The organism is Pseudoalteromonas luteoviolacea DSM 6061 (genome assembly GCF_001625655.1).
Lineage (GTDB): Bacteria > Pseudomonadota > Gammaproteobacteria > Enterobacterales > Alteromonadaceae > Pseudoalteromonas > Pseudoalteromonas luteoviolacea.
In genome coordinates this window covers 1-26,492 of the sequence record NZ_AUYB01000124.1, presented here as the reverse complement: position 1 = coordinate 26,492, position 26,492 = coordinate 1, and the positions used below count along the sequence as shown (strand labels likewise).

General features: G+C 41.7%; 26 protein-coding genes. 14 read left to right on the top strand and 12 right to left on the bottom strand.

The genetic code is table 11. The annotated features are described in order from the left end of the window. Positions 1-58: 58 nt before the first annotated feature. The 8 genes from xseB to N475_RS17860 all read left to right on the top strand — a co-directional run bounded on the left by xseB (position 59) and on the right by N475_RS17860 (position 7,795). Entirely contained in the window at positions 59-301 is a 243-nt protein-coding gene (xseB, locus tag N475_RS17890; RefSeq protein WP_063357533.1) for an exodeoxyribonuclease VII small subunit, read from the top strand. A gap of 4 nt (positions 302-305) precedes the next feature. Continuing rightward, a complete protein-coding gene (gene ispA / locus N475_RS17885) occupies positions 306-1,193 on the top strand; it encodes a (2E,6E)-farnesyl diphosphate synthase (protein WP_063357532.1) in 888 nt (295 codons plus the stop codon). Positions 1,194-1,306: 113 nt separating this feature from the next. Beyond that, positions 1,307-3,172 carry a 1-deoxy-D-xylulose-5-phosphate synthase gene (dxs, locus tag N475_RS17880; RefSeq protein WP_063357531.1) on the top strand — a complete coding sequence of 622 codons (1,866 nt, stop codon included), beginning with the start codon at positions 1,307-1,309 and terminating at the stop codon, positions 3,170-3,172. A 689-nt stretch (positions 3,173-3,861) separates the two neighbouring features. Beyond that, positions 3,862-4,095: a helix-turn-helix transcriptional regulator gene (locus N475_RS17875; protein ID WP_063357530.1), complete on the top strand. Its 234-nt coding sequence runs from the start codon at positions 3,862-3,864 to the stop codon at positions 4,093-4,095. 197 nt (positions 4,096-4,292) lie between these two features. After that, entirely contained in the window at positions 4,293-4,949 is a 657-nt protein-coding gene (locus N475_RS17870; protein WP_063365730.1) for a hypothetical protein, read from the top strand. A 218-nt stretch (positions 4,950-5,167) separates the two neighbouring features. Then, positions 5,168-6,442, top strand: a complete 1,275-nt coding sequence (locus N475_RS17865) for an alpha/beta hydrolase family protein (RefSeq protein WP_063365729.1) — start codon at positions 5,168-5,170, stop codon at positions 6,440-6,442. Continuing rightward, positions 6,432-6,593, top strand: a complete 162-nt coding sequence (locus N475_RS25560; RefSeq protein ID WP_155730915.1) for a hypothetical protein — start codon at positions 6,432-6,434, stop codon at positions 6,591-6,593. The genes N475_RS17865 and N475_RS25560 overlap by 11 nt, the downstream gene beginning before the upstream one ends. 128 nt (positions 6,594-6,721) lie before the next feature. Next, positions 6,722-7,795: a PAS domain-containing protein gene (locus tag N475_RS17860; protein WP_063357527.1), complete on the top strand. Its 1,074-nt coding sequence runs from the start codon at positions 6,722-6,724 to the stop codon at positions 7,793-7,795. Positions 7,796-7,877: 82 nt separating this feature from the next. Here the strand turns inward: N475_RS17860 and N475_RS17855 are convergent, their stop codons facing one another. Then, positions 7,878-8,363 (bottom strand): Spy/CpxP family protein refolding chaperone, encoded by a 486-nt coding sequence (locus N475_RS17855; protein ID WP_063365728.1) that lies wholly within the window; start codon positions 8,361-8,363, stop codon positions 7,878-7,880. Positions 8,364-8,697: 334 nt separating this feature from the next. Between N475_RS17855 and N475_RS17850 the strand changes: the two genes are divergently transcribed. From N475_RS17850 to N475_RS17840, 3 genes are read left to right on the top strand one after another with little or no spacing between them, the layout of a single operon-like run. Then, the gene (locus N475_RS17850; protein ID WP_063357525.1) at positions 8,698-9,384 is read left to right on the top strand and encodes a response regulator; all 687 of its coding nucleotides are present in this window, start codon (positions 8,698-8,700) and stop codon (positions 9,382-9,384) included. 1 nt (position 9,385) lies between these two features. Then, positions 9,386-10,771 (top strand): ATP-binding protein, encoded by a 1,386-nt coding sequence (locus tag N475_RS17845; protein ID WP_063365727.1) that lies wholly within the window; start codon positions 9,386-9,388, stop codon positions 10,769-10,771. After that, on the top strand, positions 10,755-11,711 hold the full coding sequence (locus N475_RS17840) for an alpha/beta fold hydrolase (RefSeq protein WP_063365726.1): 957 nt from the start codon (positions 10,755-10,757) through the stop codon (positions 11,709-11,711). The genes N475_RS17845 and N475_RS17840 overlap by 17 nt, the downstream gene beginning before the upstream one ends. Here the strand turns inward: N475_RS17840 and N475_RS17835 are convergent. Next, positions 11,666-12,562, bottom strand: a complete 897-nt coding sequence (locus tag N475_RS17835; RefSeq protein ID WP_264373384.1) for a cation diffusion facilitator family transporter — start codon at positions 12,560-12,562, stop codon at positions 11,666-11,668. The genes N475_RS17840 and N475_RS17835 overlap by 46 nt on opposite strands. A 282-nt stretch (positions 12,563-12,844) precedes the next feature. Between N475_RS17835 and trmL the strand changes: the two genes are divergently transcribed. Further along, the gene (trmL, locus tag N475_RS17830; protein ID WP_063357522.1) at positions 12,845-13,309 is read left to right on the top strand and encodes a tRNA (uridine(34)/cytosine(34)/5-carboxymethylaminomethyluridine(34)-2'-O)-methyltransferase TrmL; all 465 of its coding nucleotides are present in this window, start codon (positions 12,845-12,847) and stop codon (positions 13,307-13,309) included. Between the two features lie 119 nt (positions 13,310-13,428). Here the strand turns inward: trmL and recA are convergent, their stop codons facing one another. Both recA and N475_RS17820 read right to left on the bottom strand, forming a co-directional pair. Further along, positions 13,429-14,478, bottom strand: a complete 1,050-nt coding sequence (gene recA, locus N475_RS17825; protein ID WP_063357521.1) for a recombinase RecA — start codon at positions 14,476-14,478, stop codon at positions 13,429-13,431. A 65-nt stretch (positions 14,479-14,543) separates the two neighbouring features. Next, on the bottom strand, positions 14,544-15,035 hold the full coding sequence (locus N475_RS17820; RefSeq protein WP_063357520.1) for a CinA family protein: 492 nt from the start codon (positions 15,033-15,035) through the stop codon (positions 14,544-14,546). A 22-nt stretch (positions 15,036-15,057) separates the two neighbouring features. On the opposite strand from N475_RS17820, the gene mutS reads away from it, so the two are divergent. Further along, the gene (gene mutS, locus N475_RS17815) at positions 15,058-17,637 is read left to right on the top strand and encodes a DNA mismatch repair protein MutS (protein WP_063365725.1); all 2,580 of its coding nucleotides are present in this window, start codon (positions 15,058-15,060) and stop codon (positions 17,635-17,637) included. Positions 17,638-17,697: 60 nt separating this feature from the next. Here the strand turns inward: mutS and N475_RS17810 are convergent, their stop codons facing one another. Further along, on the bottom strand, positions 17,698-18,963 hold the full coding sequence (locus N475_RS17810) for an outer membrane protein transport protein (RefSeq protein ID WP_063365724.1): 1,266 nt from the start codon (positions 18,961-18,963) through the stop codon (positions 17,698-17,700). Positions 18,964-19,217: 254 nt separating this feature from the next. On the opposite strand from N475_RS17810, the gene N475_RS25230 reads away from it, so the two are divergent. Beyond that, positions 19,218-19,541, top strand: a complete 324-nt coding sequence (locus N475_RS25230) for a hypothetical protein (protein ID WP_081215955.1) — start codon at positions 19,218-19,220, stop codon at positions 19,539-19,541. On the opposite strand, the gene N475_RS17805 is transcribed toward N475_RS25230, so the two are convergent. The 7 genes from N475_RS17805 to ftsY all read right to left on the bottom strand — a co-directional run. Further along, positions 19,501-20,745, bottom strand: coding sequence for a cyclic di-GMP phosphodiesterase (locus N475_RS17805; RefSeq protein ID WP_063365723.1), 1,245 nt, complete (start codon positions 20,743-20,745; stop codon positions 19,501-19,503). The genes N475_RS25230 and N475_RS17805 overlap by 41 nt on opposite strands. A 153-nt stretch (positions 20,746-20,898) precedes the next feature. Continuing rightward, positions 20,899-21,234 (bottom strand): ribonuclease E inhibitor RraB, encoded by a 336-nt coding sequence (gene rraB / locus N475_RS17800; RefSeq protein WP_063357516.1) that lies wholly within the window; start codon positions 21,232-21,234, stop codon positions 20,899-20,901. A gap of 5 nt (positions 21,235-21,239) precedes the next feature. Then, entirely contained in the window at positions 21,240-21,944 is a 705-nt protein-coding gene (locus N475_RS17795) for a 1-acylglycerol-3-phosphate O-acyltransferase (RefSeq protein WP_063365722.1), read from the bottom strand. A gap of 132 nt (positions 21,945-22,076) precedes the next feature. Then, the gene (rpoH, locus tag N475_RS17790; protein WP_063357514.1) at positions 22,077-22,940 is read right to left on the bottom strand and encodes an RNA polymerase sigma factor RpoH; all 864 of its coding nucleotides are present in this window, start codon (positions 22,938-22,940) and stop codon (positions 22,077-22,079) included. A 230-nt stretch (positions 22,941-23,170) separates the two neighbouring features. Continuing rightward, complete coding sequence (gene ftsX / locus N475_RS17785; RefSeq protein ID WP_063365721.1) at positions 23,171-24,157, bottom strand: permease-like cell division protein FtsX; 987 nt, start codon at positions 24,155-24,157, stop codon at positions 23,171-23,173. Continuing rightward, positions 24,154-24,858: a cell division ATP-binding protein FtsE gene (gene ftsE / locus N475_RS17780; RefSeq protein WP_063357512.1), complete on the bottom strand. Its 705-nt coding sequence runs from the start codon at positions 24,856-24,858 to the stop codon at positions 24,154-24,156. The genes ftsX and ftsE overlap by 4 nt, the downstream gene beginning before the upstream one ends. Positions 24,859-24,937: 79 nt before the next feature. Next, positions 24,938-26,492, bottom strand: a 1,555-nt coding sequence (gene ftsY, locus N475_RS17775) for a signal recognition particle-docking protein FtsY (RefSeq protein WP_081232462.1), incomplete at its 5' end; no start/stop codon positions are given.

Below are 26,492 nucleotides of genomic sequence, written 5' to 3'. Positions count from 1 at the left end.
TCTTTATTAACCATAAAATTGAGCCCTTAAAAGTTTTGCGTGAAAGTGAAGAGAAGATATGGCAGTTAAAAAACCAGAAAACATGAGCTTTGAAGAAGCTGTCACCGAGTTAGAAACCATTGTTCAAGAAATGGAGCGTGGTGAATTGACTTTAGACCAATCCCTAAAGCAATTTGAACGAGGTGTGAAACTAGCCCAAGCATCTAATCAAAAACTCCAACAAGCAGAACAAAAAGTATCAATATTGCTCGCCAATGACGAAACGGCCGCACCAAGTGAGTTTTCGGATCAAGTGGAATAATTGCGTGGATTTACAACAAAGACTCAGTATCGCAAGGCAAGACGTCGAGCAAACAATTAAAAGTTATTTTGACCAAGATTTAAACACAGATCCAACGGCCAAAGCCGCTGCGTTGTATTCAGTTAGTAATGGTGGAAAACGATTAAGACCATTTTTAGTTTACGCCACAGGCGAGATGCTAGGCGCATCAAAACAGGATCTTGATACGGCCGCGGCAGCAGTTGAGTGCATACATAGTTATTCTTTAGTGCACGATGACTTACCGGCTATGGATGACGATGATCTGAGACGAGGCAAACCAACCTGCCATATTGCTTTTGATGAAGCACAGGCAATTCTTGCAGGTGACTCGTTACAAACATTGGCATTTGAACTGTTATCTTCTCATCAATTCGCTGTTTCTTCACAACAGCAGGTCTTGATGATTAAAACTTTAGCACAGGCGTCGGGGTTGCAAGGCATGGTAGGCGGTCAAGCGCTTGATATTGCAGCTACCGATAAAATGATCGATATTGATCAGTTAGAGCGTATCCATAGACTAAAAACAGGCGCTCTGCTTAATTGTGCGATTGAATTGGGTGCTTTATGTGCGCCCAATGTTTCAGAATTAACTCGTAGTCAGTTAAAGGAGTTCGGCTTAGCTATTGGATTAGCTTTTCAGGTACAGGACGACATTCTCGATATTGAAGGCGATACCAGCACATTGGGTAAACCCCAAGGCTCAGACTTACAGCACAACAAATCAACCTATCCTGCGTTACTAGGTATGGAAGGTGCAAAAAATAAGGCTCAAATGCTGATTGAACAAGCATTGCAAGCTTTAGATAAAATAGATGCTGATACACAATTACTGTCTGAGCTAGCAAAGTACATTATTGCCAGAGACCATTAATCTTGGCCCTGTTCTAAATGACTATTTAATGACAAGTTCCCTTTAAATTTATAAAACTATTGGCAAGCTTTGTATATAATTCAGCAAGGTTTGCTAAGGATATTACAAATAATATGACTCTTGATAGTAGCAAGTATCCCTTATTGGCATTGGTTGACCAGCCTCAACAATTGCGCCAATTGCCACAGCAAAAGTTAAATGACTTTAGCGCGGAGCTGAGAGGTTATTTATTAGATTCTGTGTCTCAAAGCAGTGGCCATTTAGCCTCAGGGTTGGGCACAGTAGAATTAACCGTCGCACTTCATTATGTATATAACACACCTATTGACAGGTTAGTGTGGGATGTGGGCCACCAAGCTTATCCGCATAAAATTCTTACGGGCCGTAAGAGTCAAATGCACACCATCCGTCAAAAAGATGGACTTCATCCGTTTCCTTATCGTGACGAAAGCGAATTTGACACCTTTAGTGTTGGGCACTCTAGTACTTCTATCTCTGCGGCATTGGCTATGGCAATTGCAGCTGAAAAAGAGGGTAAAAACCGTAAAACGGTAGCCGTCATTGGCGACGGTGCAATGACCGCAGGTATGGCCTTCGAAGCGATGAACCACGCGGGTGATGTCAAGTCAGACATGCTGGTGATCCTTAACGATAATGAGATGTCTATTTCCGAAAATGTGGGTGCATTGAATAATCACTTCGCTCGCATTTTATCTGGCAGTTTTTACACCAATATTCGCGAAGGTGGTAAAAAGCTACTTTCAGGTGTGCCACCAGTTAAAGAACTGGCTAGTAAAATGGAAGAGCACTTGAAGGGAATGGTGATCCCTGGCACCTTTTTTGAAGAGTTAGGTTTTAACTACATTGGTCCAATCGATGGTCATGATGTCAATATGTTAGTTGACACACTTCGTAATATGCGCAACCTCAAAGGACCTCAATTACTTCATGTTAAAACCCAAAAGGGTAAAGGTTATCAGCCTGCTGAAGCCGACCCAATCGGTTACCACGGAGTGCCCAAGTTCGACCCAAGCGTCCATAGCTTGCCAAAATCAAAGCCTAGCGCACCAACTTTCTCTAAAGTATTTGGTGACTGGTTATGTGACATGGCTGAACAGGACAAACGTTTAATGGCTATTACACCAGCTATGCGCGAAGGTTCTGGGATGGTGAGGTTTTCAAAAGAATACCCGTCTCAATACTTTGATGTTGCAATTGCAGAGCAACATGCTGTGACACTTGGTGCAGGCTTCGCTTGTGAAGGTCTAAACCCGGTAGTTGCCATTTATTCAAGCTTTTTACAACGCGCATACGATCAGTTAATTCATGATGTAGCACTACAAAACTTACCAGTGCTGTTTGCGATTGACCGCGCCGGTATTGTCGGTGCTGACGGTGAAACTCACCAAGGCGCTTATGACCTGAGCTTTATGCGTTGTGTTCCAAATCTAGTTATCATGACACCAAGTGATTTAAATGAGTGCAGGCAAATGCTGTACACCGGTCATGTATTAGATAAACCGGCCGCTGTTCGATACCCTAGAGGTTCTGCTGGCAGCGCGGAGATAGAGTCAACCATGACAAAGCTGGAAGTCGGCAAAGCGAATACGGTTCGTGATGGGCAAAAACTCGCGATATTGAACTTTGGTACATTATTGGAAAATGCTCATCACGCAGCCGAGCAGTTAGATGCGACACTTGTTGATATGCGCTTTGTTAAGCCTTTAGATACTTCGTTGCTCGAAACACTCGCAGGGACACACAGCCATTTTATAACGTTGGAAGACAACGCAATTGCAGGCGGTGCAGGTAGTGCTGTTAGTGAATTCTTTGCTGCAAATAAAATTACCCACCCTGTGATGCACTTAGGTATTCCTGATGAGTTTATCAAGCACGGCACTCAAACAGAGATGCACAGTGAAATGGGACTAGATAGTGAAGGTATACTATCTTCGGCTCAAAAATGGCTTGAAAACTAGTCTAAAGATATATAGCTGCCTTTTAACAGGCAGCTCCTACTGGTTTATTTCTCTAAATGCATAATTTAAATATGCAAATGCACTAAGCTACCCCACCATCCAAAAATGCAATAAACGCAACAATAAACTTTGACTATCTCCAATTTCATGGAAATACCCATACAACTGGTACAACCAGATGGTTATTGACCGTTTTCATTTTTGCATTAGATAACACCAAAATAATAGCAATAAATATAATTATAAAAAAATGTATAAAATCATAAGGATATAAAAAATAAAATTAACTTCACAATAAACATCAAGCGCATTTTTTCAAATAGACTGAACTAAATTCATTGCGTAATTTATTACACTTCTCCCTCTTAAAATGATATTTCCTTACTATAGCGACAGAGCTATGAAACATTTCATATAGTTGAATGAACAATAGACAGTATTAATTTTATGTGATAAAAATCTTTGAAAATTACAATCTATATACGAATTAACTTTCAATTCAGTGCGTTTTTTAGATTGTAGTTATTCATCGTTGAAGCGAATATTTATTATAAACAGCTAGGCCTGTTTTGAGGTTTCATTGATCACATAGTGCTGTGTGACCTTTTATCTATGGCTTCGATATAAAGTTTCGTCTTTTAATTGTTGTAAGTTGGTAACGGATTCGGTATTAAGGTAAGGGGAATATAGTGGATTTTTTTGCAAGATATATAACAGGGGATGACCTTAGAGCACTGCGTAAAAAGAAAGGTGTGACAACGGCAATCATGGCGAAGCATTTGGGTGTATGTCGTAAAACGTACGAAAACTGGGAACGCGATGTTGGGCAGCCAAAACTAAACCAATTTTTTGCTATTTGTGCCTACTGCTCTATTGATTTAACAGACCTAATTGCGAAAATCCGAGGTCAACAAAGCTCCTAAAATCAGGATTGCTTGCGGTGGAAGATTTTAACATACAGTATTCGAAACAGGCCCATGGAAGCGCGAATTTACCCTGCGAAAGTGGGCAGATTGCCGCCTTAAATGCCATGTATTTAAGTAGGCCTAGTTACACCAATAAAATCTCACAAGCAATGCAAGTAGCCCTGTTTTAGTTGCTTACTTTACAAGTCTTAGAAATGAAAGTAATCGCAATCCTGCTCACAGCTACTCTAATTATGTACCTTACCACTAATGTGCTGGATGCGGTTAAAGCCGAAATACTCTACGTCAGTGTTATCGCTTTTATTGGTGCTTGGTATCGAGACAATATCAACATTGCGCATATTTGCGCATTACTAGCTGCTCAGCACATTGTTTCCATTGTTATTTTTCATTTCAATTTTTTTCCAGTTGCATCCGACGCCCCTGCGGTTTGGCACAACACCCGTGCATTTGCAATTCACTTTTTTCTCGATTTAACATTATTCTTCGCGATAGGGCTAAGGCCAGCCATATCTAGGTGGATCAAAAGACATCAAGATGATGTAAAGCAAACTATTTGTATGACCAATGCTGATATCACACTACTCAGTATATTCGGTTTATTTATTCTAGCTGATAGTCTTGCTCTAGTAGAAAACTTCCTAAGAAATTTGAGGTACCTAGGAGTCACTGGACCCCTTTCAACTTTATTCCAAGGCTGGACCGGTATTTACTATAACTATGTACTGATCAAGTCCTTTATTCTTGGCTTGGAAATGATAGCTATTCTTTCAATTGTTAAGCCATCAGTCCGAAAAAAATCGAAAGTTAAACTTCCTTTCAATGACGCAGCTCCTCAGCATCACCCATAGGCGCGTATCACTTTGTACGCATTGATTATGTTGCAATGCGTTCGGAAAAAGTGACGATTTAACTTCCGACGTTCCCATATTGATAAACTTTCATGTTCAATAAACATACTTAAAACAGTACCTTACTAATAGATTAAATTTCACCCAATAAACAAGCTTGCAATTAATTTTTAAATTTTACAAAGATAAAAGCGGATACAACAACAAAGGAAACTGACATGAAACACTATCCGTTAGTGGGCTGCTTTCTTGCGCTCTTATTTTTTGTACACAGCGGCTACGCTCAATCACAAGAATATCCCGTAGGTGTCACTTATATTGCGGCGACGGATTATAGCCGCACTGAAAAGTTAACCCCTCAGTACGATGACTACCGAGATATTTTGATTAAAATTTGGTATCCCGCAGCCATCGAGAGCGATCAAAGCACCAGTTACTTACATTTCCATACCGAAGAATTTCCTTACTCCACAACCACGCCTTCTTCAGAGGATCTTCAGTTTCACGCTTATTTAAAAACACTCCCATTTAAAACATTCAAAAATGTACCAATGGCGCAGACCGATACCCCTTTCCCAGTCGTTTTGTATTCTCATGGTTATCAATCAACCATTGAAGACAAAGAGATATTGATGATTGAGCTGGCTAAGCGAGGCTATATTGTTGCAAGCGTTGGACACCCACACCATGCAGGTTTTGTTACTCAAAGCTTAGGAAAGAGTGCAACATACGATAGCGATGCACGAGCCAATGACTTCTATATCAGTGATCAAGCTGATGTGAACTTTGATGAACTTGTTGCCGAACTACTTCAGCTTGCCGGTCGTCCATTAAATGACTCTGAAATTGCAAGGGTATATCAATTGATGAAGTGGACCGAAGGCGATCGTCTAGCTTTAAAACTTTGGGTCCAAGACATGCACTTCGCACTAGATCAATTAACTCGCCTTCAATATGGTCACTATTGGGGTATCAACTACCTTGGCGACCACCTTAGCTCATTTAAAGGGCAATTTGATTTAACTAAACTAGCTGCTGTGGGACTTTCTTTTGGCGGACCTACGGTTGCAGCCTTTTGTGAACAAGTATATCAATGCAAAGCGGCTGTGAATTTAGACGGTATACATTACAATTTAGCGCCGACTGTTCCCCAATCCAAACCTTATTTGATGATGCACTCTGACACTCCATTGAGTGCAGATTTTCCGATTGTATTTAATCAACAAAAAGCAGATACATACATGATGTCCATTGATGGCGCATTACATTGGGACTTTTCGGATCTCCCCTATATTTTACCAAATGATAGGGGTCAAGGCCTCCTGGGCACCATTGACCCTTATTTAGTCACTGAGATTGTTAACACTGCTAGCCTCGAGTTCATCGATTTATATATTAAGGGTAACAGCACTCGCGCCGACTACGTCAGTACTTTGGCAAGTTTTGAACCAATACAATTACAATCCAAAATAGGAGAAAACCATGAAAATTAATAAAACCAAACTAAAAAACTTAAGTACCAAGAAACAACTAGAACACAAACTAACACCCAATGTACAAGGCGGTGCAATATCTGTGCTTTATGGTCCATGCCTCTCTGCGCCCGAGTTTTGTGGCACCCTTTCAAAACTTACTTACTGTTAATTGATAAGCCCCCCGAGTATTCGGGCGGGCGTATCCGTTCTCTCATAACTTGATTACTTTTCTGGCAATTTATTTAAATAAGGCAATACTTAAAACTTTATAGCCAGCAGCCAACTAGGGTTCTGTTTATGCCAAATCAAGCAAAAGACATGGAAGAAATGCTGTTCTTTAGCCAGATGCTCAATGAATGCTCACCATTGACATTGTTGCAGCAAATTTTAATTCACTCCCACCATGCCATTGTAATTACTGATGCCGATGACAAAGCAGGTTATCGCATTGTGTATGCTAACCCTGTGTTTTGTCGCCACACCGGCTATGAGCTTGCCGAGCTGGTGGGCATGTCACCCAAGATTCTCCAAGGTCCAAAAAGTAACAAGCGGGTTATTGAAAAGCTCACACCCTCTTTGAAAGAGCGAGGTTTTTTTTACGGCGCCTCAATTAATTACAGAAAAGATGGCAGTATGTACCCTGTGGAGTGGAATATTTCTGAAATTAAAAATGAGCAAGGCCAAGTCACTCATTATATATCGATGCAAAAAGATTTAAGTAATTTTAAGCGCTTGGCCGAGCAAGTTAAAAAGTCTAATGAGAACTTTAAAAACTTCTATTTATCTACCACCAAAAAAGATAAAAATGCCGAAAACAACGATGTTGTCGAGTCGTTAAAAAGCAATGAAAAGATCTACGCTGGCGGATTGAGAAATGACCAGAATGCCGACTTATTTGAAGATGCGTTTTTTGATTTTTCACCCGATGAGCTAGGTGCTCTAGGCAATAAGATTGACAAAGGCACGTTGAGTGCCAATGACTTTTGGGTAGAGAATCCAATTGATGAAGAAGATATATCTGCACTTGTAGAGTCAATTCAAGAAGTAGATGTTGAACTTGGGCTTTTGCAATCGCAGGGCCAAAGTAAAGAGCGCTTAGAAAACATTGCCAATGGTTTTAAGGAAGTTGCCAACAATCTTTATTTTTGTGTCGAGTTTAACGACGGCGCACTTATCATTGATGAAGTTGCCAATATACTGATGACATTAGAGGACGGGCACAAGTTCCCCGTTGATACACTGCTGACATTCAACAAAGAAGTGTATGAATGGCTAGATGGGGCGGTGATCAGTAAAACTACCGACAATATTTTTGAAGGAGAAAACAACACGATTGCAGCGGGGAACCAGCTGCTTTTATTTCTCAGGTAGCGCTTCGGTGTCGCTCAGTACAGGCGAATAAACTGTTACCTGAGCGACACTAAACTCTATGTCCCATTTGTTTTCGAGTTGATTAGTCTTTATGACGCATCTTGGCTAAAAACTTGCCTTTTCTTTGCGCTATTTTCTCTCTTTGCTCCGCAGTCAAAATATGGTGGATAGCATGCCTTGCTTCCAGCATAGTAAGTATAAAAGCTTGTTTTTTAGGTGCATGCTCTTCTAGTAAAATTTGTGCTTGCGCTTTGTCGAAGGTTTCAGCTTCAATAATTTCTTTAAATGCTTTATGCGGCTTGGCCTGCGGTTGTGTTTCTTTCAGCGCCGCTAAACGAGATTTGTAAGTTTCAAAAACGGCCTTTAACTCAGTTTGCTGTGTATCGGTCAAAGCAAGATGTTTAACAGCTTTTGCAGACAATAAGCGTTTTTCAATGTGTGCAAGGGGCTTCATATGATGGCGCTTAGCTTTGTGTACTTTGTTTTCTCCTTCACCCGCAAAAGAAGTTGCAGGGATCAAACCCACGCTAATACAACTTGCTAGTAAAACGCTGGCTAATTTTTTCATAGTAAGATCTCCGGTTGATTATATTTACGTTCAACAGTCGTGCTTAGGACTGCATGCTCCTTCACACCTGTACTCATGACATGATTCAATTTAGCAAGCTCAAAGCAAAGCAACGTCAAGTCTGAGTAAAGTTTTGTCAATAGTGATTACAAAACATCTTGGAACATAGTGTTTATCAGAAATGTGCAAAAATAATTAAAGTGAAATAAACGCTTAGCTAGCTTTTTTGAAAAGCCCATTCAACGCTTTAAAGCGCGTAAAGAAGTGTAAATTACACCCCTTGCCCCCTATAGTTAGGTAAAATAGTAATCATCAATCCCAAAGACATGGCCTTATGAGTAATTCAGTTTTAATCATTGACGATGACCAATCTCTATGCGAACTGTTAAGTGAGTATTTAGAAAGTGAGCAATTCTCGGTCCTAAGTAGACATGACGGTGAGGCTGGCTTAGCGACAGCGCTTGAAGAAGACTTTGCCGTGATCCTATTAGATGTAATGCTGCCTAAAAAAGATGGATTTGAAGTATTAAAAGCACTCAGAATCGAAAAAATGACGCCAGTTATCATGCTTACGGCTAAAGGGGATGACTTCGACCGCATTTTTGGACTGGAGCTTGGCGCAGATGATTACATTCCAAAACCCTTTAACCACCGAGAGTTGTTAGCCAGGATTAAGGCGATTACACGCCGAATAGCGCACCTTACTCAAACCACCAAAGAACAAAAAATGGAATTTCACGGCCTTGTACTTGATATGGCAGCTCGAAGCGTCTCTTTTAAAGACGTATCTATCTCGCTTACTGGGACTGAGTATGAGGTACTTTACCAGTTAATGAAATCGGCTGGCGAAGTCGTGAGTAAGCAAGCACTTTGCCAAAGTGTATTGGGTCGCCCATTGGTCCCCTATGATCGCTCTGTGGATATGCATGTAAGCAACGTGAGAAAAAAACTTGCGCAGTATAGCGATCATACATTTATCAAAACCCTGCGCGGTTCAGGGTATATATTTTTAGCGGCATAATATGAAAAGATTTTTAGCTATTAAGGTATTTCTTTGGTTTTGGCTAACCGTGATCAGTACCCTTGCAATTTTAGTGAGTGTCAGCTTTTTACAACCTGACGTGCTTGCATCCAAAGATATTTCCCCCCCGATGTTAAAGAACTTATTTCATGTAAAAAAATCCTTAGATAAACATATTCAGCGAAACCCCGATAAATCATTGGAAGAAATACTCTCTCACAGGCGCCATGGAAAGCGCTCAAAAATTTATCTGAAACATGATGACCCAGAAAAGAGCCTAATTAGTAACCCCGATCTCAATCAATTTGATCTGGCATTATTAAATTTTTCGGTTGGTGGGGAGCCCAAGGTCATCAATACAGACAGGTATCGAGCCTATGGACCTTTGAGTGTTCACATCCAGCAAAATGACTATCAACTATTTATGATTTTAGATAATCGCGAAGGTGATTTATTTCTGAAAGTGAGGCTGATGCCCAGATGGATGAAGCTCAGCATCTTGTTGCTGGCAAGTTTAGTACTCAGCTATTGGTTTGCTATGGGTTTATTGAAGCCCATTAAACAACTCCAAAAAGCAGCATCACAATTGGCCCAAGGTAAATTAAGCGCAAGGGCGGAAGTGGACAAAACACGCCAAGATGAACTTGGCCAGCTGGGTAAAGACTTTGACATTATGGCCTCGCAGTTAGAGACTCAGGTTTTAAGTCAAAAACGTTTGCTTGCTGATATTTCGCATGAGCTACGCTCACCGTTAACTAGGCTGCAAATGGCCACTGGAATTGCATCTGGAAAAGCCACTGGTGAATTAGACAACTATTTACAACGCATCGAAAAAGAGTCTCACTTGCTTGATCATATGTTGAGCGATATTTTGCAGCTATCAAGGCTAGAGTCAGGCACCAGCTGTGTTGAGATGCAACCTTTGTGCATTGCAGAGCTACTAGAGCCTATCTTCAGTGATGCACAGTTTGAAAGCCAGCAACTCAATAAGCAGGTGATTACGAGTGAGCTGCCTGAAAAGTTGCTTGTAGGCGACACAATCTTACTCAACAGAGCCATTGAGAACATCGTTCGCAATGCACTTAAGTACGCTAAAAAAACTGTAGCTATACAGTGTAAAATAGCCGGTGAACAGTTTGTTTTACAGGTATCCGACGATGGCCCAGGTGTTAACGAGGATATGCTCGATAAACTGTGTATTCCATTTTACCGAGCCTCGCAGTCTAGAACGCCTATTAACAATCAAAAAGGCGGTTTCGGCCTAGGATTAGCAATTGCGCAGCATGCGATAAAAGTGCATCATGGCCACATTCTCTTTCAGAATAACCAAGGACTGGATGTGACAGTGCGCATCCCTTTACAACAGCCGCATGTTTTACAGCAATAGCAACGAACTTTCTCATAATTTAGCGGCCATTGAACAGCACTGGCAATATTGCAATAAAGGGCAACTTAGCTCTGCATATGGAGATATTTTTTACGTTCATTACGCACCTATCAACCCTAGGTTTACCGTAGTGATCGTAAATGGCCGCATTGAATCTGCAATAAAATATCGAGAGCTTTTATGGGAGTTAGCGCTCAATGATATCGCAGTCGTTACTTTTGACCACCCAGGTCAAGGGATGTCTTCTCGCCTATTAGACAACCCGCAGATAGGGCATGTGAATAACTTCAAGCAATTTAGAGATGCATTACAGCACATTATTGATACTTTAGTGCTCCCTGCAACTGACAATTGGCTGTTTATGGCGCACTCCATGGGCGGCGCTATTGTGTGTGACTACCTTCAAAATAATCCAAATTCGTCCGCAAAAGGGGCCTTTTTATGTGCACCTATGTTACAAATAAACACAGCTCCCTACCCGACTTGGCTGGCTAGTCGCATCGCCAAACTGGCTTGCCAACTTGGCTTTGACAAACGCTATGCTATCGGTCAACAAGACTATCGTGAAAAATTATTTTTTGATAACGAGCTCACCCACTGCGAAAAGCGTTATCAATTATTTCAAGAGCTATATCAACAACAAACTAAGTTACAGCTTGGCGGGGTGAGCTTTGGCTGGCTAAACGCGGCATTTTCATTAACCAATAAATTGAATAATGCATCGTTCAATTTCCCAATTAGTATTGCAAGTGCAAAGCAAGATACAATTGTTAAACCTGATGCTCACGCACAGTTTGCCAATAGAAATGCTCAATGCGCGATAAGGTCATATGCTGGAAAGCATGAATTATTATGTGAAGTTGACCCAATACGCCGCGCAGTATTAACTCAATTCTATGAATTTGCCGACTCCGTTACACTCAATGAAACTGGATCTTGATGCACCAATACATCAATTTCCCCCTCGCTCTGAACTTGAATTTGCGCGACCACTTCATCGGCAACTTGATGAGCTCGCATCAAAGGCATGTCGTCATCAAGCTCCAAGTGCAATTGAACAAATTTAATCTTGCCACTTTGGCGTGTCCTTAAATTATGAACACCATAAACAGCCTCATGAGAAGTTGCAATACTAATGATATGTGCCTTTTCTTCTTCAGGTAACTCTTTGTCCATTAGGTGATCTGCGCTTTCTCGGGCTATATCCCAGCAGTTATATAGCAAATAGCCAGCAACCCCGATAGCAAACACAGAATCAGCCCACATAATGCCGTAATGGCTCAGCAATAATGCAACCAATACCGCGATATTGAGTAAAATGTCACCCTTGTAATGCATCGAATCCGCTTTTATGGCAATAGACTGTGTTCGTTTAACAACTTGATGCTGTACCAAGACCACTAACAAAGTACAAAAAATAGCGAATACACTTACCCATACCCCCATCATGCTATGGTTAATTACCACAGGATTAAACAGACGCTCAACACCATGAAAGGCTAGGAAACAAGCGGACCCTGAAATAAAGGCAGCTTGACCAAGGCCAGCCAACGCTTCGGCTTTACCATGGCCAAAGCGATGATCATCATCAGCAGGGCGCAGTGCATAACTGAGAACAAAAAAGCTCATTAGAGATGCTGTTACGTCCAACATGGAATCCGTAAGAGACCCTAACATCGCAGCACTACCAGATGACAGCCAAGCAGAAGCTTTCGCAACTATCATTAGTCCCGCCATTACGATGGTAAAGATACTTGAAAAACGTACTAAAGAATCATAACTACGCGCCACAGATACTCCCCCTTATGTTACGCGCCCAACCATATGCATCATACTCTAGAACCACAATAAAACAGAAATATTAGATTATAAAAGCTTGTTTTTAGTAGCTTTGATTAGAAGTAAAATATCAAAAATCATCACTTATAAAACATAGTTGTAAATTTTGACTCAACCCAAATTCTATTTAACCAATTTGACGTAGAACTACAGTCTTTTGGCACCTTCCTCAATACTCTAGTTGTTAAAGTATGGATGAGCTATACTGCGCTCAAATTGAATTAGAGGTTAACCATGTTAGACATCGTTTTATATCAACCTGAGATCCCACCGAATACTGGGAATATCATTCGCCTATGTGCAAACACTGGCTATTCTTTGCATTTAATTGAGCCACTCGGTTTTGATTGGGATGATAAACGCGTAAGGCGTGCAGGACTTGATTATCACGAATTTAGTGAAGTTAAGCGCTACCCTTCTTATGAAGCATATTTGGAACAACGCCAACCAAAGCGTGTTTTTGCATGTACTACAAAGGGCAAGGCATACCACCATGCGCCACAGTATCAAGCTGGTGACTGTTTACTATTTGGTCCTGAAACACGTGGCTTACCAGAGGACATTATTTTCTCTTTGCCCGAGGAGCAACGTCTTCGTATTCCAATGAAACCAGATAGCCGCAGCATGAATTTATCTAATGCTGTCTCTGTGTTTGTATATGAATCATGGCGTCAATTCGACTTTGATGGTGCTGTTTAATACGTAACAAAATAGCCTGTTATTTATTCAGTCTATGAGCTCATCACATGGTATAAACTAGAAAAGCCACTTATATAATAAGTGGCTTTTTTCATTGAAGATGCGCTAGTGTCGGAGATTTATAGCTGATCTTCTAAGTCTGCAAGACCTTTGTCTTCACCTTCTTCATCTTTGATTGTCGCCTGAAGAAGTAACATTTCACGTAGCTTGCCTTCAATCTCGTTAGCAATTGCCACATTTTCTTTCAAGAACTTAATTGAGTTAGCTTTACCTTGGCCAATCTTATTACCATTGTAGCTAAACCAAGCGCCAGCTTTATCAACTAGCTTGTGCTTCACACCAAGGTCGATAAGTTCACCCTGCTTAGAAGAGCCTTCACCGTACATAATGATAAATTCGGCTTGCTTAAATGGCGGTGCTACTTTGTTTTTAACAACTTTCACTCGGGTTTCATTACCGACAACCTCATCGCCTTCTTTTACTGAGCCAATACGACGAATGTCTAAACGCACCGATGAATAGAACTTAAGAGCATTACCACCCGTTGTTGTTTCTGGGTTACCAAACATCACACCAATCTTCATACGAATTTGGTTGATGAAGATACATAACGTATTAGAACGTTTGATGTTACCCGTCAACTTACGCAACGCTTGCGACATTAAACGCGCCTGAAGACCAACGTGAGAGTCACCCATGTCGCCTTCGATTTCTGCTTTTGGAGTAAGCGCAGCTACCGAGTCAACAACAACCACATCGACCGCACCAGAACGTACTAACATGTCACAAATCTCCAGCGCTTGCTCACCTGTATCTGGCTGCGACACAAGTAAATCGTCAACGTTTACACCGAGTTTCTCTGCATATACTGGGTCAAGTGCATGCTCAGCGTCAACGAAGGCACAAGTTTTACCCATCTTTTGTGCTTGAGCAATTGTTTGTAACGTTAAGGTTGTTTTACCTGAAGACTCAGGACCATAAATTTCTACAATACGACCAGTTGGCAGACCACCGATACCTAAAGCAATATCTAATCCTAGAGAACCTGTAGATACTGACTCTATGTCTAGAGCTTGGCTATCGCCTAGCTTCATGATTGATCCTTTACCGAATTGACGCTCAATTTGCGACAATGCAGCATCTAATGCTTTTTGTTTGTTATCGTTCATCTGTTTCTCCAATCTAGCGTGATGCGGACAAGTATACTGTATAGAATTACAGTATCAAGAGCCTTTTACTGATTTATTAAAGAAATTATTTTTTCTAATATAAATTCAATAGCTTGCAATCTTACTTCCGCACGTTCTCCCGAGAACACCTGCATAAACGTGTAGGTTTGTTGCTGTATATCTACGGCAAACCATACAGTACCAACGGGCTTTAATTCGGTACCACCAGAAGGCCCGGCAATGCCTGACACTGATACCGCTATATCAGCTTGCGCCTGTGCACGCGCACCATTGGCCATTTCGATGACAGTCTGCTCACTTACCGCTCCAAACTCAATGAGTGTATGCTCGCGCACATTTAACAGCGCTTGTTTGGACTCATTGCTATAAGTGACGAAACATCGGTCAATATACGCTGAGCTACCGGGGGTATCTGTGAGTGCATAGCTAATTCCTCCCCCAGTACACGACTCAGCAGTAGTGATCGTGAAGCTTTTATTCGTTAGAATAGCGCCCAATTGTGCCGCCAGTGCGGCGATCTTAGTGTGTATTTCCATACAAAAAACCTTAGGTAGAAGCATGTCATTAGATCTTTATTCTGAACATACTATAAAGCAACAAACACCTATGATGCAGCAGTATCTTAGGATCAAAGTCCAACATCAGGAGATCCTACTATTCTACCGTATGGGTGATTTCTATGAGTTATTTTTTGACGATGCCATTCGTGCCGCTCAGTTGCTGGACATCTCACAAACTCACCGAGGCAAGGCTGGTGGTAATCCAATCCCAATGGCGGGTGTACCTTATCACGCGGTAGAAAACTATCTTGCGCGCTTGGTACAAATGGGTGAGTCCGTTGCTATTTGTGAACAAGTTGGCGACCCTGCAACGAGTAAAGGCCCAGTTGAGCGTAAGGTTGTTCGAATCGTCACGCCAGGTACAGTAACCGATGAAGCCTTATTACACGAGCGCCAAGACAATTTATTGGCTGCCGTATGGCAAGATAAATCCAAATACGGAGTTGCATATCTTGATATAAATTCGGGTCGATTTAATCTTGTTGAACTCGCCACAGATGAGGCGCTTACATCGACGTTACAGAGGCTACAGCCGGCTGAGTTACTTTACCCAGAGTCTTTTCAAAATCTAATCGTGTTAGAGCAAATCAAAGGCAGCCGCAGACGCCCAGATTGGGAGTTCGATCTAGATACTGCCAAACATTTACTTTGCCAACAGTTTGAAACAAAAGACCTAATCGGATTTGGGGTTGAAAATGCCACAGCAGGTTTGATTGCCGCTGGCTGTGTCATGCAATATGTCAAAGATACCCAACGCACCGCTTTACCGCATATCAGAGCGATCACATTAGAAAAAAATGAACACGCAGTTATCCTTGATGCCGCTACACGTAAAAACCTTGAATTAACTATGAATCTGTCGGGGTCGATCGACAATACCCTTGCTCAAGTGCTGGATAAGACCGCAACGCCAATGGGGTCGCGCCTGCTGAAACGCCGTATCCATACACCAGTCAGAGATAGACATGAACTCAATGCCCGTCTAAATGCAATATCAAGCATCCTGGACCTTCAACTCGGTATGGATGTTTATGATGGCCTGCGTCAAATTGGTGATATCGAACGTGTTGTTGCAAGGTTGGCTCTATGTAATGCGAGGCCTCGTGACCTAACACGATTACGCAGCGCATTACAAGCTTTACCACCTCTTCATCATTTACTTAATGAAAGTGATGATGCACGCATACAGCAAATTAAAGCGCAATCACCTCAATTACCGCACCTTCAAGAGTTACTAGAACGCGCAATTATTGATAACCCACCAGTGCTGATCAGAGACGGCGGCGTGATTGCAAAGGGCTATTCCAGTGAACTTGACGAATGGCGCGCGCTGAGCGAAGGCGCAACCGACGTACTAGAGCAACTAGAAGAACGTGAACGAGAAAGAACTGGGATCAGCACATTAAAGATTGGCTACAATAAAGTACATGGTTTCTATATTGAGATCAGTAAAGCAAATTCCCATTTGGCGCCCCCTGAATACATTCGTCGCCAAACACTCAAAAATAATGAACGTTATATTATTCCTGAGCTGAAAGAGCACGAAGACAAAGTACTGGGTAGTCAGTCAAAAGCATTGGCACTTGAAAAGCAGCTTTATGAGCAATTATTTGAACTAATTGCGCCGTATATTGAGCAATTGCAAATAATGGCCGCTGCGTTAGCCGACCTAGACGTACTCAATACTTTAGCAGAACGCGCTCAGACATTGGACTACTGTAAGCCGGAACTCACGGCCGGAGATGAGATCCAGATTGAAGCTGGCCGACACCCAGTTGTTGAGCACGTCAGTAGCGAACCATTTATTGCCAACCCCGTTCACCTTAATAGTGACCGAAAAATGTTGCTTATTACAGGTCCAAATATGGGGGGTAAATCAACTTATATGCGCCAAACCGCGCTTATCGTGTTAATGGCACATATTGGAAGCTTTGTACCTGCAAGCAGTGCTCAAATTGGCCAAATTGATAGAATATTTACCCGTATCGGTGCTAGTGATGACTTGGCTTCAGGGCGTTCAACCTTTATGGTAGAAATGACTGAAACCGCCACAATTCTGAATAATGCTACGGCACAATCTCTGGTACTTATGGATGAAATTGGACGCGGTACAAGCACTTATGACGGTTTGTCTCTAGCCTATGCAACTGCAGATTACTTAGCTAATAAAATATCCGCCAAAACGTTATTTGCGACGCACTACTTTGAATTAACAGAGCTCGCAGAGCAACAGTCTGGACTTGTCAATGTGCACTTAGACGCCGTTGAACACAACGATACCATTGCTTTTAAACATACTGTACTTGATGGTGCGGCAAGTAAGAGTTTCGGTTTGCAAGTCGCAGGGTTAGCAGGTGTGCCAAAAGCTGTCATTAAACTTGCTAAACAAAAGCTCACTCTTTTAGAGCAGCATCAAAGTGTAGTTGAAAATACATCATCCAATTCACCTCAACAGCAAACTTTGCTTTTGGCCAGTGAACCTTCAGAAGTAGAACAATTGCTAGAAACAATTGACCCTGATGACCTAACACCAAAACAAGCTCATGCGCTACTTTATCAATTAAAAGATAAGCTCTAATAAAACAAAAAGGCTGCAATCGTGCAGCCTTTTTACTCAATCGAGTCTGCTTTTCTCTTTTTATAGCGTGTGGTTGTACTGTAAACCAAATACAGAAGCGTGACCTTTAGACTTAAAGCCCCATTCGCTGCCTGCGTTATCTTTTTCGATAAAACGCTGTGTTTTACCACGGATAATACTCACACCTAAATCAATGCTGGCAACTTTACTGATCTGGTACTCTGCACCAAATGCATACCAAACACGGTCTGTATCAGGGATAGAGATTGACATGTGGTTTTCGTCAGCAGGCGACTCATCATAGGCAAAGCCAGCACGTAGCTTTAAAGCTTCGCTCCATTGATAATCTGTACCAATTGAATAACGTAGTGAGTTGCTAAAGCTTTCATCTTTACTAAATACTGTGCCTACATTGTCGACTTGGGCTGAAAGCGTCTGAAAACTGTTCCAGCCAGTCCATAAGATGCTGTAATGTACTGTCGACTCGGTAGTCAGCTTGTGTGAGCCTGAAACTTCGGCAATCGCTGGTAACGTAATGGCAACACCGCCTGGTAACTTCTTGCCAGCAGTACCGTTGAAAGGCGCTATCGCAGGCAACTGATTACTAAACGTTCCCTCAAAGGTAATGTCCGTTTCACTGCGATAGTGAAAACCGAAGCGGTTGTCTTCGTCAATGTTGAAAACCACTCCAACATTCCAACCAAAGCCCGAATCATCACCTTCTAGATTCACGACCTCCGTTTCACTTGGAACCTGTAGGTTATTGGCCCCCAGATTTCTGATAATTTTGGCATCCGCGTAAACATGGTTTAAACCAAATGCCACACTCCACTGCTCATCTACTTGGTATGATGCCGCCAGACCAGTATTGATGGTTACTATTTCAGTTTCACCTGCAATTTGACCCGCTACATAGTCCGTATCAAACTCTGTGGCAAGACCAAACTGCGAGTACATACCTCCACCAACTGACCATTTGTCATTGATAGATGTTGTTATAAAAGCACTAGGCACAACAGCACTCGGCGCAATACTGCTGTTGTCTAGCGCTGATGCCGGTACACCATTATTGGTGCTTGTACCTTGCAAACTCACATCTGGCTTTACATACATGGCTGCAACACTCAGTTGCGTGCCTTCAAGCTTATTCATTAACGCTGGGTTTCTAGAAACCACCGACGCGTCATCTGCAACACTTGCCTCGCCTGCATATGCACGACCTAAACCAGATACATTTTGTTCCGCCAATTGAAATGCAGCGGCCAAGCTTTGTGATGAAGTCACAAATACGCCCGCGCCAAATAACGCGACCATAACCTTGTTCATTAATAACCCTTAAATCATAAAAACTGAAAATTTGTTGGTGACACAGTACAGAATTGAAAGTTAAAAATCTCCAAATTTAATACTTTTAACAGCGCATTTGCGTAAAATAAAACCATTTAGTTACTTTTAATAACAAAGCAGACCAGCTTTCAACCAACCATCACCAACACTATAAATGAGACTGATTCTCAATATCATTGAACCGTTTCAAAGTTTCGCTTATACTGTTCGCCATTACTTGGAGGGAGATGATTATGATAGTGTTGTTAATATTGGCAGCGCTGCTATTTTCTGGGGTCAGTGTTTACTGTCTGTGTAAAGCAAATTATTGCGCTTGCCAACGCGCTGGGCAGTGCGACAATCCAGTTAATCATTATTGGCTTGGTGCTATCATGGCTGCGCTGGCGGCGCTGGTATGTTGTTGTGTTGCACTACACAGCGAAAAAGGCACTTTAATGTGGATAGTTTTAATGTCCAGCTGCCTTGCGGGCGCTTTACTTTCAGCAAAAGTACAGCGCTTAAAAAGGTGCAAACGAGCTAAACAAGCAGATTCTCTTGCAGCAAACGGGATAAATTAATTTGATAATCAAGGGGCTTAACATTAGCAATGATTTTAATATCATCGCTGTCATTTAGATCCACATCTTTCATGGTTACATGGTGCATGTGCTTTGCATTGTAGAACACTCTCACAATCGGTGCTTTGGGATTGTCCTTGTTTCCAGTCATCACTAAACCTAAGCGATCATTAGTGAGCTTTACAATAGTACCTATAGGGTGAATACCAATACACCGAATAAACTTATGAACAAGCACTTCGTCAAATTTATCTTTGTTAGATAACAAAATGCGTAGCGCATGAACTGGTTCAACAGGCTCCTCAGTGCCGTGAGCTGTCGTTAAAGTGGTGTATTCATCCACAATTGCCATCACCCGAGCAGCCTTACTCAGCTTTTCTGCTTTCAGTCTTCTAGGAAACCCACTACCATCCAATCTCTCATGGTGATTAACTATCATGTCGATAATTAAAGGGGTTATGCCTTTCTCTTCTTTAACCATGGCTACCGAGTGTGCTACGTGTTTCTGCCAGTGGCGCCTTTCATTCTCGGTAAGTGGCGTTGCCTTCTCTAAGATACTTTGTGGCACTTTGCTTTTACCAATGTCATGTAACATAGCCGCCATGGCCATTTGCTTAACAACGTGGGGCTTTACGCCCAAATATTTGGTAAAAATAGTCATCATGATTGTGCAATTAATCATATGACGCCAGTTAAAACCACGTTTATCTTTTAACCGAGTTAAAATTGCCATCACATTACTATTCTGAGTAACAGAATCAACAATCTCTTGGCTTATGTCATTAATTAGATGTAATTGAAGTGCTTCTCCACCAAGAATATTGCCATACAAAATCTGTAGCTTTTTATTTTGTACTTCAAATTGATTTAAGGCCGCAGCAAAAGATTCTGCAGTGGGTATACCGATATGAACAGGTGATAACTGCGCACCACTTTTATCCTCTTTATTCTGCTCAGTACCGCCTTTGCTTTGCACTGTCGGTAATGGAGTTTCTGGCAGGTAACTTGCTGGTACAGGTACTTGGCTTTGCTTGATATCAATATTTAACTCAAGTACACCATCAGCTTCCAGTTTGGCAATTATTGCTGAATTACGCACCATCCCTCGTGACTTTAGCTTTACATCAGCATCAGACTTCAGTTTATGGACGCTGTCCACAAACATACCTGGTACAAGTTCATTTATAGGGATTGTCGCGTGCATAGTTCCTAAGAGAAGCTTTTTTACTCAAACCGCAATAATATGCATAGTTACGACTAAATTGTCTACTACATGTTCAAAATACAAGAATAAAGGATTAGAAATAATGAGAGAGAAGTCCATTTCTTTCTGCCGCATTGAAAAAATGCGTCGGGATTAATCTTGGAAGTATGTGCCCCAACCGTCGTATTCAACGCCAGTTTGTGTTGCAACAGCCACGAGTTTCGTTACATCTTCCATAATGACTTCAGCATTTAGTTCAGCTTCAACTACTATATCAAAGCCCCAGATCTTGCCACCATCTTCCAATTCTAGCTCCGCAGGTTCTTCAACATCATAACCAAGCTTAAACGCAGCCAGCGCAGCTTCTTCTAGTTTATCAAAGTTTTCACATACAAAATGATGTTCGACCTCGTATAGCTTTTCAGGATTAGAGCCATCTTCTAATAACGACTCTACAATGTCTTCACTGATCTCTTGCCAATTTTCCATCAGCTTTACTCACCTTTATCTAATTGTGCGATTTTGTCGGCCATTTTAGCATGAATGTTGTTAGCGTGCTCTCTTACTGAACATTCCTCTGATAGCTTAACGGGTACCAACATAGAAATATAAACTTTACCATTGTCCCAACGATTCAGTTTAATTTTATCCTGTGTAGAACTCATACACACAGGAACAATCGGAACTTGCGCACTCTTCGCAGCATGAAAAGCCCCCGTTTTAAATGGTAATAAGCCGCGACCATAACTGCGAGTGCCTTCGGGGAACATCCACAAAGACAGGCCTTTTTGTTTAATTTTTTGGACTGCTTTATCAAGTGTACCCACCGCTTTTGAACGGTTTGCTCTATCGATCAGAATATTACCCGACAACCAGTAAAGTTGGCCAAAGAACGGGATCCACTTTAGGCTTTTTTTCCCCATACTCACGGTATTTTGGGGCACTACCGCAGGAAGAGTAAATAAGTCGTAGTTATTCTGGTGATTTGCAACGTACAAAGCGGGCCCAATATCATTTACTTCAGGCGCCTTCTCTATCACCAGTTCAACACCGATAACTTTGGCCATTGAGCCAAACCATGATGCGATAATATGTACGTTATTTCGATGAAAGGGCCTTACAATACATAGCAATAACCCAAAAACACAACTAAAGATAATAAATATGGCCATTGCCACAATGCGCAATAAAGCTAACAAACTTAGAGCTCCTATTTCATGATCAATGCATTATAATCAAATAAGCGTACACTTGTAAGCTCAATTTTTTATGACACAAAAAAATACCGCCCCATAGAGGAGCGGTATTTATTGAATCTTTTGTATTACGACTTAGCTCATTGCAGCTTGTAACTTTTTCATCGCTGATTTTTCTAGCTGGCGCACACGTTCAGCAGAAACGCTATATTTATCAGCTAAATCTTGTAATGTTGCCTTATCTTCAGCTAACCATCTCGCAGCGACAATATCTTGAGAGCGTTCATCTAACGTCTTCATTGCTGCCAGTAAACGGTTTTGAGATTGTTCTTGCCACTGCTCTTCTTCAATAACTTCGGCTATATCGCTATTTGAGTCCGTTAAATATTGAACAGGTGAAAAGCTAGTACTGGTGTTGTTATCTTCTTCGTCAGCACCTAAGTCAAAGCCCATATCTTGGCCGCTCATGCGTGACTCCATTTCACGTACTTCTTTTTCGCTAACACCTAGCTCAGTTGCCACAGTACTCACTTCTTCTTGGTTAAACCAACCCAAACGTTTTTTATTTTTGCGCAGGTTAAAGAATAGCTTTCGTTGCGCTTTAGTAGTTGCAACTTTTACGATGCGCCAGTTTTTCAATACATATTCATGAATTTCAGCTTTGATCCAATGTACTGCAAAAGATACTAGTCGCACGCCCACTGTAGGGTTAAAGCGTTTAACCGCTTTCATTAGACCAATATTACCTTCCTGGATTAAGTCAGCTTGCGGAAGGCCATAGCCTGAGTAGCTCTTCGCAATATGCGCAACAAACCTAAGGTGAGACATAATGAGCTGTTTAGCAGCATCAAGATCGCCATTTTCATGAAGGCGCGTCGCAAGCTTGTGCTCTTTTTCAGCGTCTAGCATTGGGATCGTACTAACAGCTTGCAAATATCCTTCAATGCTCGCGCTTTGTTGTCCAGCTGTTAATGCCATTGCATATATGTCTTTACTCATTTTTCACCTCAGTGATAAATCTTTAGTTAATTTTAGCACTCTAACCCTTAGAGTGCTAACTGCAATCTACTACTTTTTACGACCAAAAATCAAGCTTTTTATTATCCTGATATAAAGAATAAATAAACCATTGATTTTTATATGATAATATTTTTGGTTTTAATGTGAGATGAATGGAAGGCGGACCCAGATAATCAAAAGGCCCGCTAAAGATAATTGATTTGGCTTTTTTAGACTTTTTCAGGTTCAATTTCACGAATGTATTTTCGTACTGATAAATAAGACCCAATAAACCCGAGTAAAATAGCAAGAAATAGTAAAAACATCAGTTCAGATAGGTTAAGCCCCTCGAGTACAAAACTACTTTGATACACACCTACAACCAAAGAGACGGCTGACTCAAGCCACCAAAGCATCAACGTGACACAAATAAATGCGACTAGTCCACCTACAATGCCATACCAAATTCCGGTCCACAAAAACGGAGTGTGGATAAAAGTGTTTGTCGCACCGACTAACTTCAATACTTGAATTTCTTCCTTTTTATCCATAATAGACAAGCGAATCGTATTACCAATAATTAGCACAACGGCACTCAGCAGTAATAAGCCAACCGTAAATACACTCTCTTTTAATAACCCAAGTAGCGCATTTAGCCTTTCTAACCATTCAATATCTAGTTTGCCAAACTCTACTTCTCGCTCATTCTCGAGCTTTTCAAGTAGTACTTGTGCGCTATCCGCACCACGGTGTCGTTTAGTTGGCGTGACCAATACAACACTGGGTAACGGGTTCTCTTCTAAATAATCCAAAGCTTGGCCAAACCCTGAGACTTGTTTGAACTCTTCGAGCGCCTGAGTTTGAGAGATAAAACTGACGGACTCCACCTCAGGATATAGTCCCAAACGCTTTACCAAAGTTTGAGTCTCTTGTTCACTAATCCCCTCTTTAACAAAGAGAGATATTTCTGCCGCTTCTTGAAAACCACTACTCACTTTTTGTACATTTTTTACCACAACGAAAAGTGTTGTTGGCAAGGTTAGGCTCAAACCTAGTACCAATATTGTCATTATTGATGCCATGGGCGTGCGCCACATTTCACCTAAACTGTGTACACCATGACGAAACACAGTCAAAACAAAGAAGTAAAGCTTTAAAAAGACGGATTTTTCTTGGCTATTGGCTTGATTACCACGCCCTTTGAATAGCAAACTCATGAATGCCCCCCCATAAAATCTTCTTTTAAGGGATCAATAGCGAGTGGATCTTGCAACAGTCGGCCACGCTCTAGGGTCAAGCTGCGATATTTCATTCTCGCAATGAGCCCTAAATCGTGAGTTGCAATAAGCACCGAGGTACCATGACGGTTGAAATCTTCAAACAACGAGAGGATTTCCATAGACAATTCAGGGTCTAAGTTGCCGGTCGGTTCATCCGCCAACAACAGAGGAGGTGAATTAACAATAGCGCGAGCAATACCGACTCGTTGCTGCTCACCGCCAGATAAAGTGCTAGGTTGGCATTTAACTTTGTCCAATAGGCCTACTTTATCCAGTGCAGCATGAACGCGCTTTGTTATATGCTTACGATGGGTACCTTCAATCACTAAAGGCAACGCAACGTTGTCAAAAACATTATAACGTTCAAGCAGGCGGTGGTTTTGAAATATGATACCAATGTCTCGTCGAACGAAAGGCACTTGACGGTTCGAAATGCCGTTAAGATCAATATCATTAATAGATACTTTTCCCGCAGAGGGCCTTTCCATCAAGCTAATTAACTTTAATAGCGTACTTTTACCGGCACCACTATGTCCTGTTAAAAAAGCTAACTCTCCTCTGCCGAGTTCAAAACTAACCTTTTCAAGGGCCATATGACCACCAGGGTAAGTTTTACTAACTTGATCAAATGTAATCATACCTAACCCGAAAAATGCTTTTATCCATTCGCGAACTAAAAAGCGCCTTAATTAAGAATAAGGCGCTTTTACTGTGTTATTAATTTTTATTTTCGTCTTCTTGGCTAAATAGTGCTTCAATAAAGTCATGACTCTTAAACGTTCTCAAGTCATCAATTCCTTCACCAACACCAATATAGCGGATAGGAATCTTAAATTGATCAGCAACAGCGAAAATAACGCCGCCTTTGGCTGTACCATCTAGTTTAGTTAACGTAATCCCAGTTAAGCCAACGGCTTGGTTAAATAGCTTAACTTGACTGATGGCATTTTGGCCTGTGCCAGCATCAATAGTAAGCATAACTTCATGTGGAGCATCAGGGTCAAGTTTCTTCATGACTCGTGCAATCTTTTCTAGCTCTTGCATCAAGTTGTCTTTGTTTTGAAGTCGGCCTGCCGTATCGGCAATAAGCACGTCTACATTCCTCGCCTGAGCAGCTTGGAAAGCATCAAATACCACTGATGCACTATCTGCGCCTGTATGTTGCGCAACAACAGGAATATCATTTCGCTCACCCCAGACCTGTAATTGCTCAACAGCTGCTGCACGGAAAGTATCACCCGCAGCCAACATAACCGATTTACCTTGGGCTTGAAATTGTTTTGCCATTTTGCCAATGGTTGTTGTCTTGCCCACACCGTTAACACCAACCATCAAAATCACATATGGCTTTTTGCCTGTATTGATTTCTAATGGTTGTTCAGCATCTTTCAAGATGTCTGCCATTTCACTTTTCATCAATTCATAAAGTGCATCGCCATCTTTTAGCTGTTTACGATCTGCGGCATCAGTTAAGTTATCAATCAACTTCATGGTCGTATCTACGCCCAAATCAGCTGTTAATAGTTGCGTCTCTAATTCTTCAAATAATTCATCATCAATCTTTTTCCCCTTAAAGATTGATGCAAAGCCTGAACCTATATTTTCCTTCGTTTTAAGAAGGCCTTGTTTTAGACGGGCAAAAAAGCCTTTCTTTTTTGGCTTCTCTTGTTCTTCTTGTTCTTTGGCTAAACGCTCTGCTTCTTCACGCTCCGTCTGCTCTTTAGCTAAACGCGCTGCTTCTTCACGTTCTGCTTGCTCTTTAGCTAAACGCTCCGCTTCTTCACGTTCTGCTTGCTCTTTAGCTAAACGCGCTGCTTCTTCACGTTCCGCTTGCTCTTTGGCTAAACGCGCTGCTTTTTCACGTTCCGCTTGCTCTTTAGCTAAACGCTCTGCTTCCTCTCGTTCTGCTTGTTCTTTGGCTAAACGCTCCGCTTCTTCACGTTCCGCTTGTTCTTTGGCTAAACGCGCTGCTTCTTCACGTTCTGCTTGTTCTTTGGCTAAACGCTCTGCTTCTTCACGTTCCGCTTGTTCTTTGGCTAAACGCGCTGCTTCTTCACGTTCTGCTTGTTCTTTGGCTAGACGCTCCGCTTCTTCACGTTCTGCTTGCTCTTTAGCTAAACGCGCTGCTTCTTCATGTTCTGCTTGCTCTTTAGCTAAACGCGCTGCTTCTTCACGTTCTGCTTGCTCTTTGGCTAAACGCGCGGCTTCCTCGCGTTCTGCTTGCTCTTTGGCTAAACGCGCGGCTTCCTCGCGTTCAGCTTGTTCTTTGGCT

Bases quoted from the DNA above. Each gene is read 5' to 3' on its own strand.
- trmL (WP_063357522.1), top strand. From the start codon at position 12,845: ATGTTAGACATCGTTTTATATCAACCTGAGATCCCACCGAATACTGGG.
- ftsE (WP_063357512.1), bottom strand. From the start codon at position 24,858: ATGATTACATTTGATCAAGTTAGTAAAACTTACCCTGGTGGTCATATG.
- dxs (WP_063357531.1), top strand. From the start codon at position 1,307: ATGACTCTTGATAGTAGCAAGTATCCCTTATTGGCATTGGTTGACCAG.
- N475_RS17860 (WP_063357527.1), top strand. From the start codon at position 6,722: ATGCCAAATCAAGCAAAAGACATGGAAGAAATGCTGTTCTTTAGCCAG.
- rpoH (WP_063357514.1), bottom strand. From the start codon at position 22,940: ATGAGTAAAGACATATATGCAATGGCATTAACAGCTGGACAACAAAGC.
- N475_RS17820 (WP_063357520.1), bottom strand. From the start codon at position 15,035: ATGGAAATACACACTAAGATCGCCGCACTGGCGGCACAATTGGGCGCT.
- N475_RS17840 (WP_063365726.1), top strand. From the start codon at position 10,755: ATGTTTTACAGCAATAGCAACGAACTTTCTCATAATTTAGCGGCCATT.
- N475_RS17845 (WP_063365727.1), top strand. From the start codon at position 9,386: ATGAAAAGATTTTTAGCTATTAAGGTATTTCTTTGGTTTTGGCTAACC.
- N475_RS25230 (WP_081215955.1), top strand. From the start codon at position 19,218: ATGATAGTGTTGTTAATATTGGCAGCGCTGCTATTTTCTGGGGTCAGT.
- N475_RS17850 (WP_063357525.1), top strand. From the start codon at position 8,698: ATGAGTAATTCAGTTTTAATCATTGACGATGACCAATCTCTATGCGAA.
- ftsX (WP_063365721.1), bottom strand. From the start codon at position 24,157: ATGAGTTTGCTATTCAAAGGGCGTGGTAATCAAGCCAATAGCCAAGAA.
- mutS (WP_063365725.1), top strand. From the start codon at position 15,058: ATGTCATTAGATCTTTATTCTGAACATACTATAAAGCAACAAACACCT.
- rraB (WP_063357516.1), bottom strand. From the start codon at position 21,234: ATGGAAAATTGGCAAGAGATCAGTGAAGACATTGTAGAGTCGTTATTA.
- recA (WP_063357521.1), bottom strand. From the start codon at position 14,478: ATGAACGATAACAAACAAAAAGCATTAGATGCTGCATTGTCGCAAATT.
- N475_RS25560 (WP_155730915.1), top strand. From the start codon at position 6,432: ATGAAAATTAATAAAACCAAACTAAAAAACTTAAGTACCAAGAAACAA.
- N475_RS17870 (WP_063365730.1), top strand. From the start codon at position 4,293: ATGAAAGTAATCGCAATCCTGCTCACAGCTACTCTAATTATGTACCTT.
- N475_RS17855 (WP_063365728.1), bottom strand. From the start codon at position 8,363: ATGAAAAAATTAGCCAGCGTTTTACTAGCAAGTTGTATTAGCGTGGGT.
- N475_RS17810 (WP_063365724.1), bottom strand. From the start codon at position 18,963: ATGAACAAGGTTATGGTCGCGTTATTTGGCGCGGGCGTATTTGTGACT.
- N475_RS17865 (WP_063365729.1), top strand. From the start codon at position 5,168: ATGAAACACTATCCGTTAGTGGGCTGCTTTCTTGCGCTCTTATTTTTT.
- xseB (WP_063357533.1), top strand. From the start codon at position 59: ATGGCAGTTAAAAAACCAGAAAACATGAGCTTTGAAGAAGCTGTCACC.
- N475_RS17805 (WP_063365723.1), bottom strand. From the start codon at position 20,745: ATGCACGCGACAATCCCTATAAATGAACTTGTACCAGGTATGTTTGTG.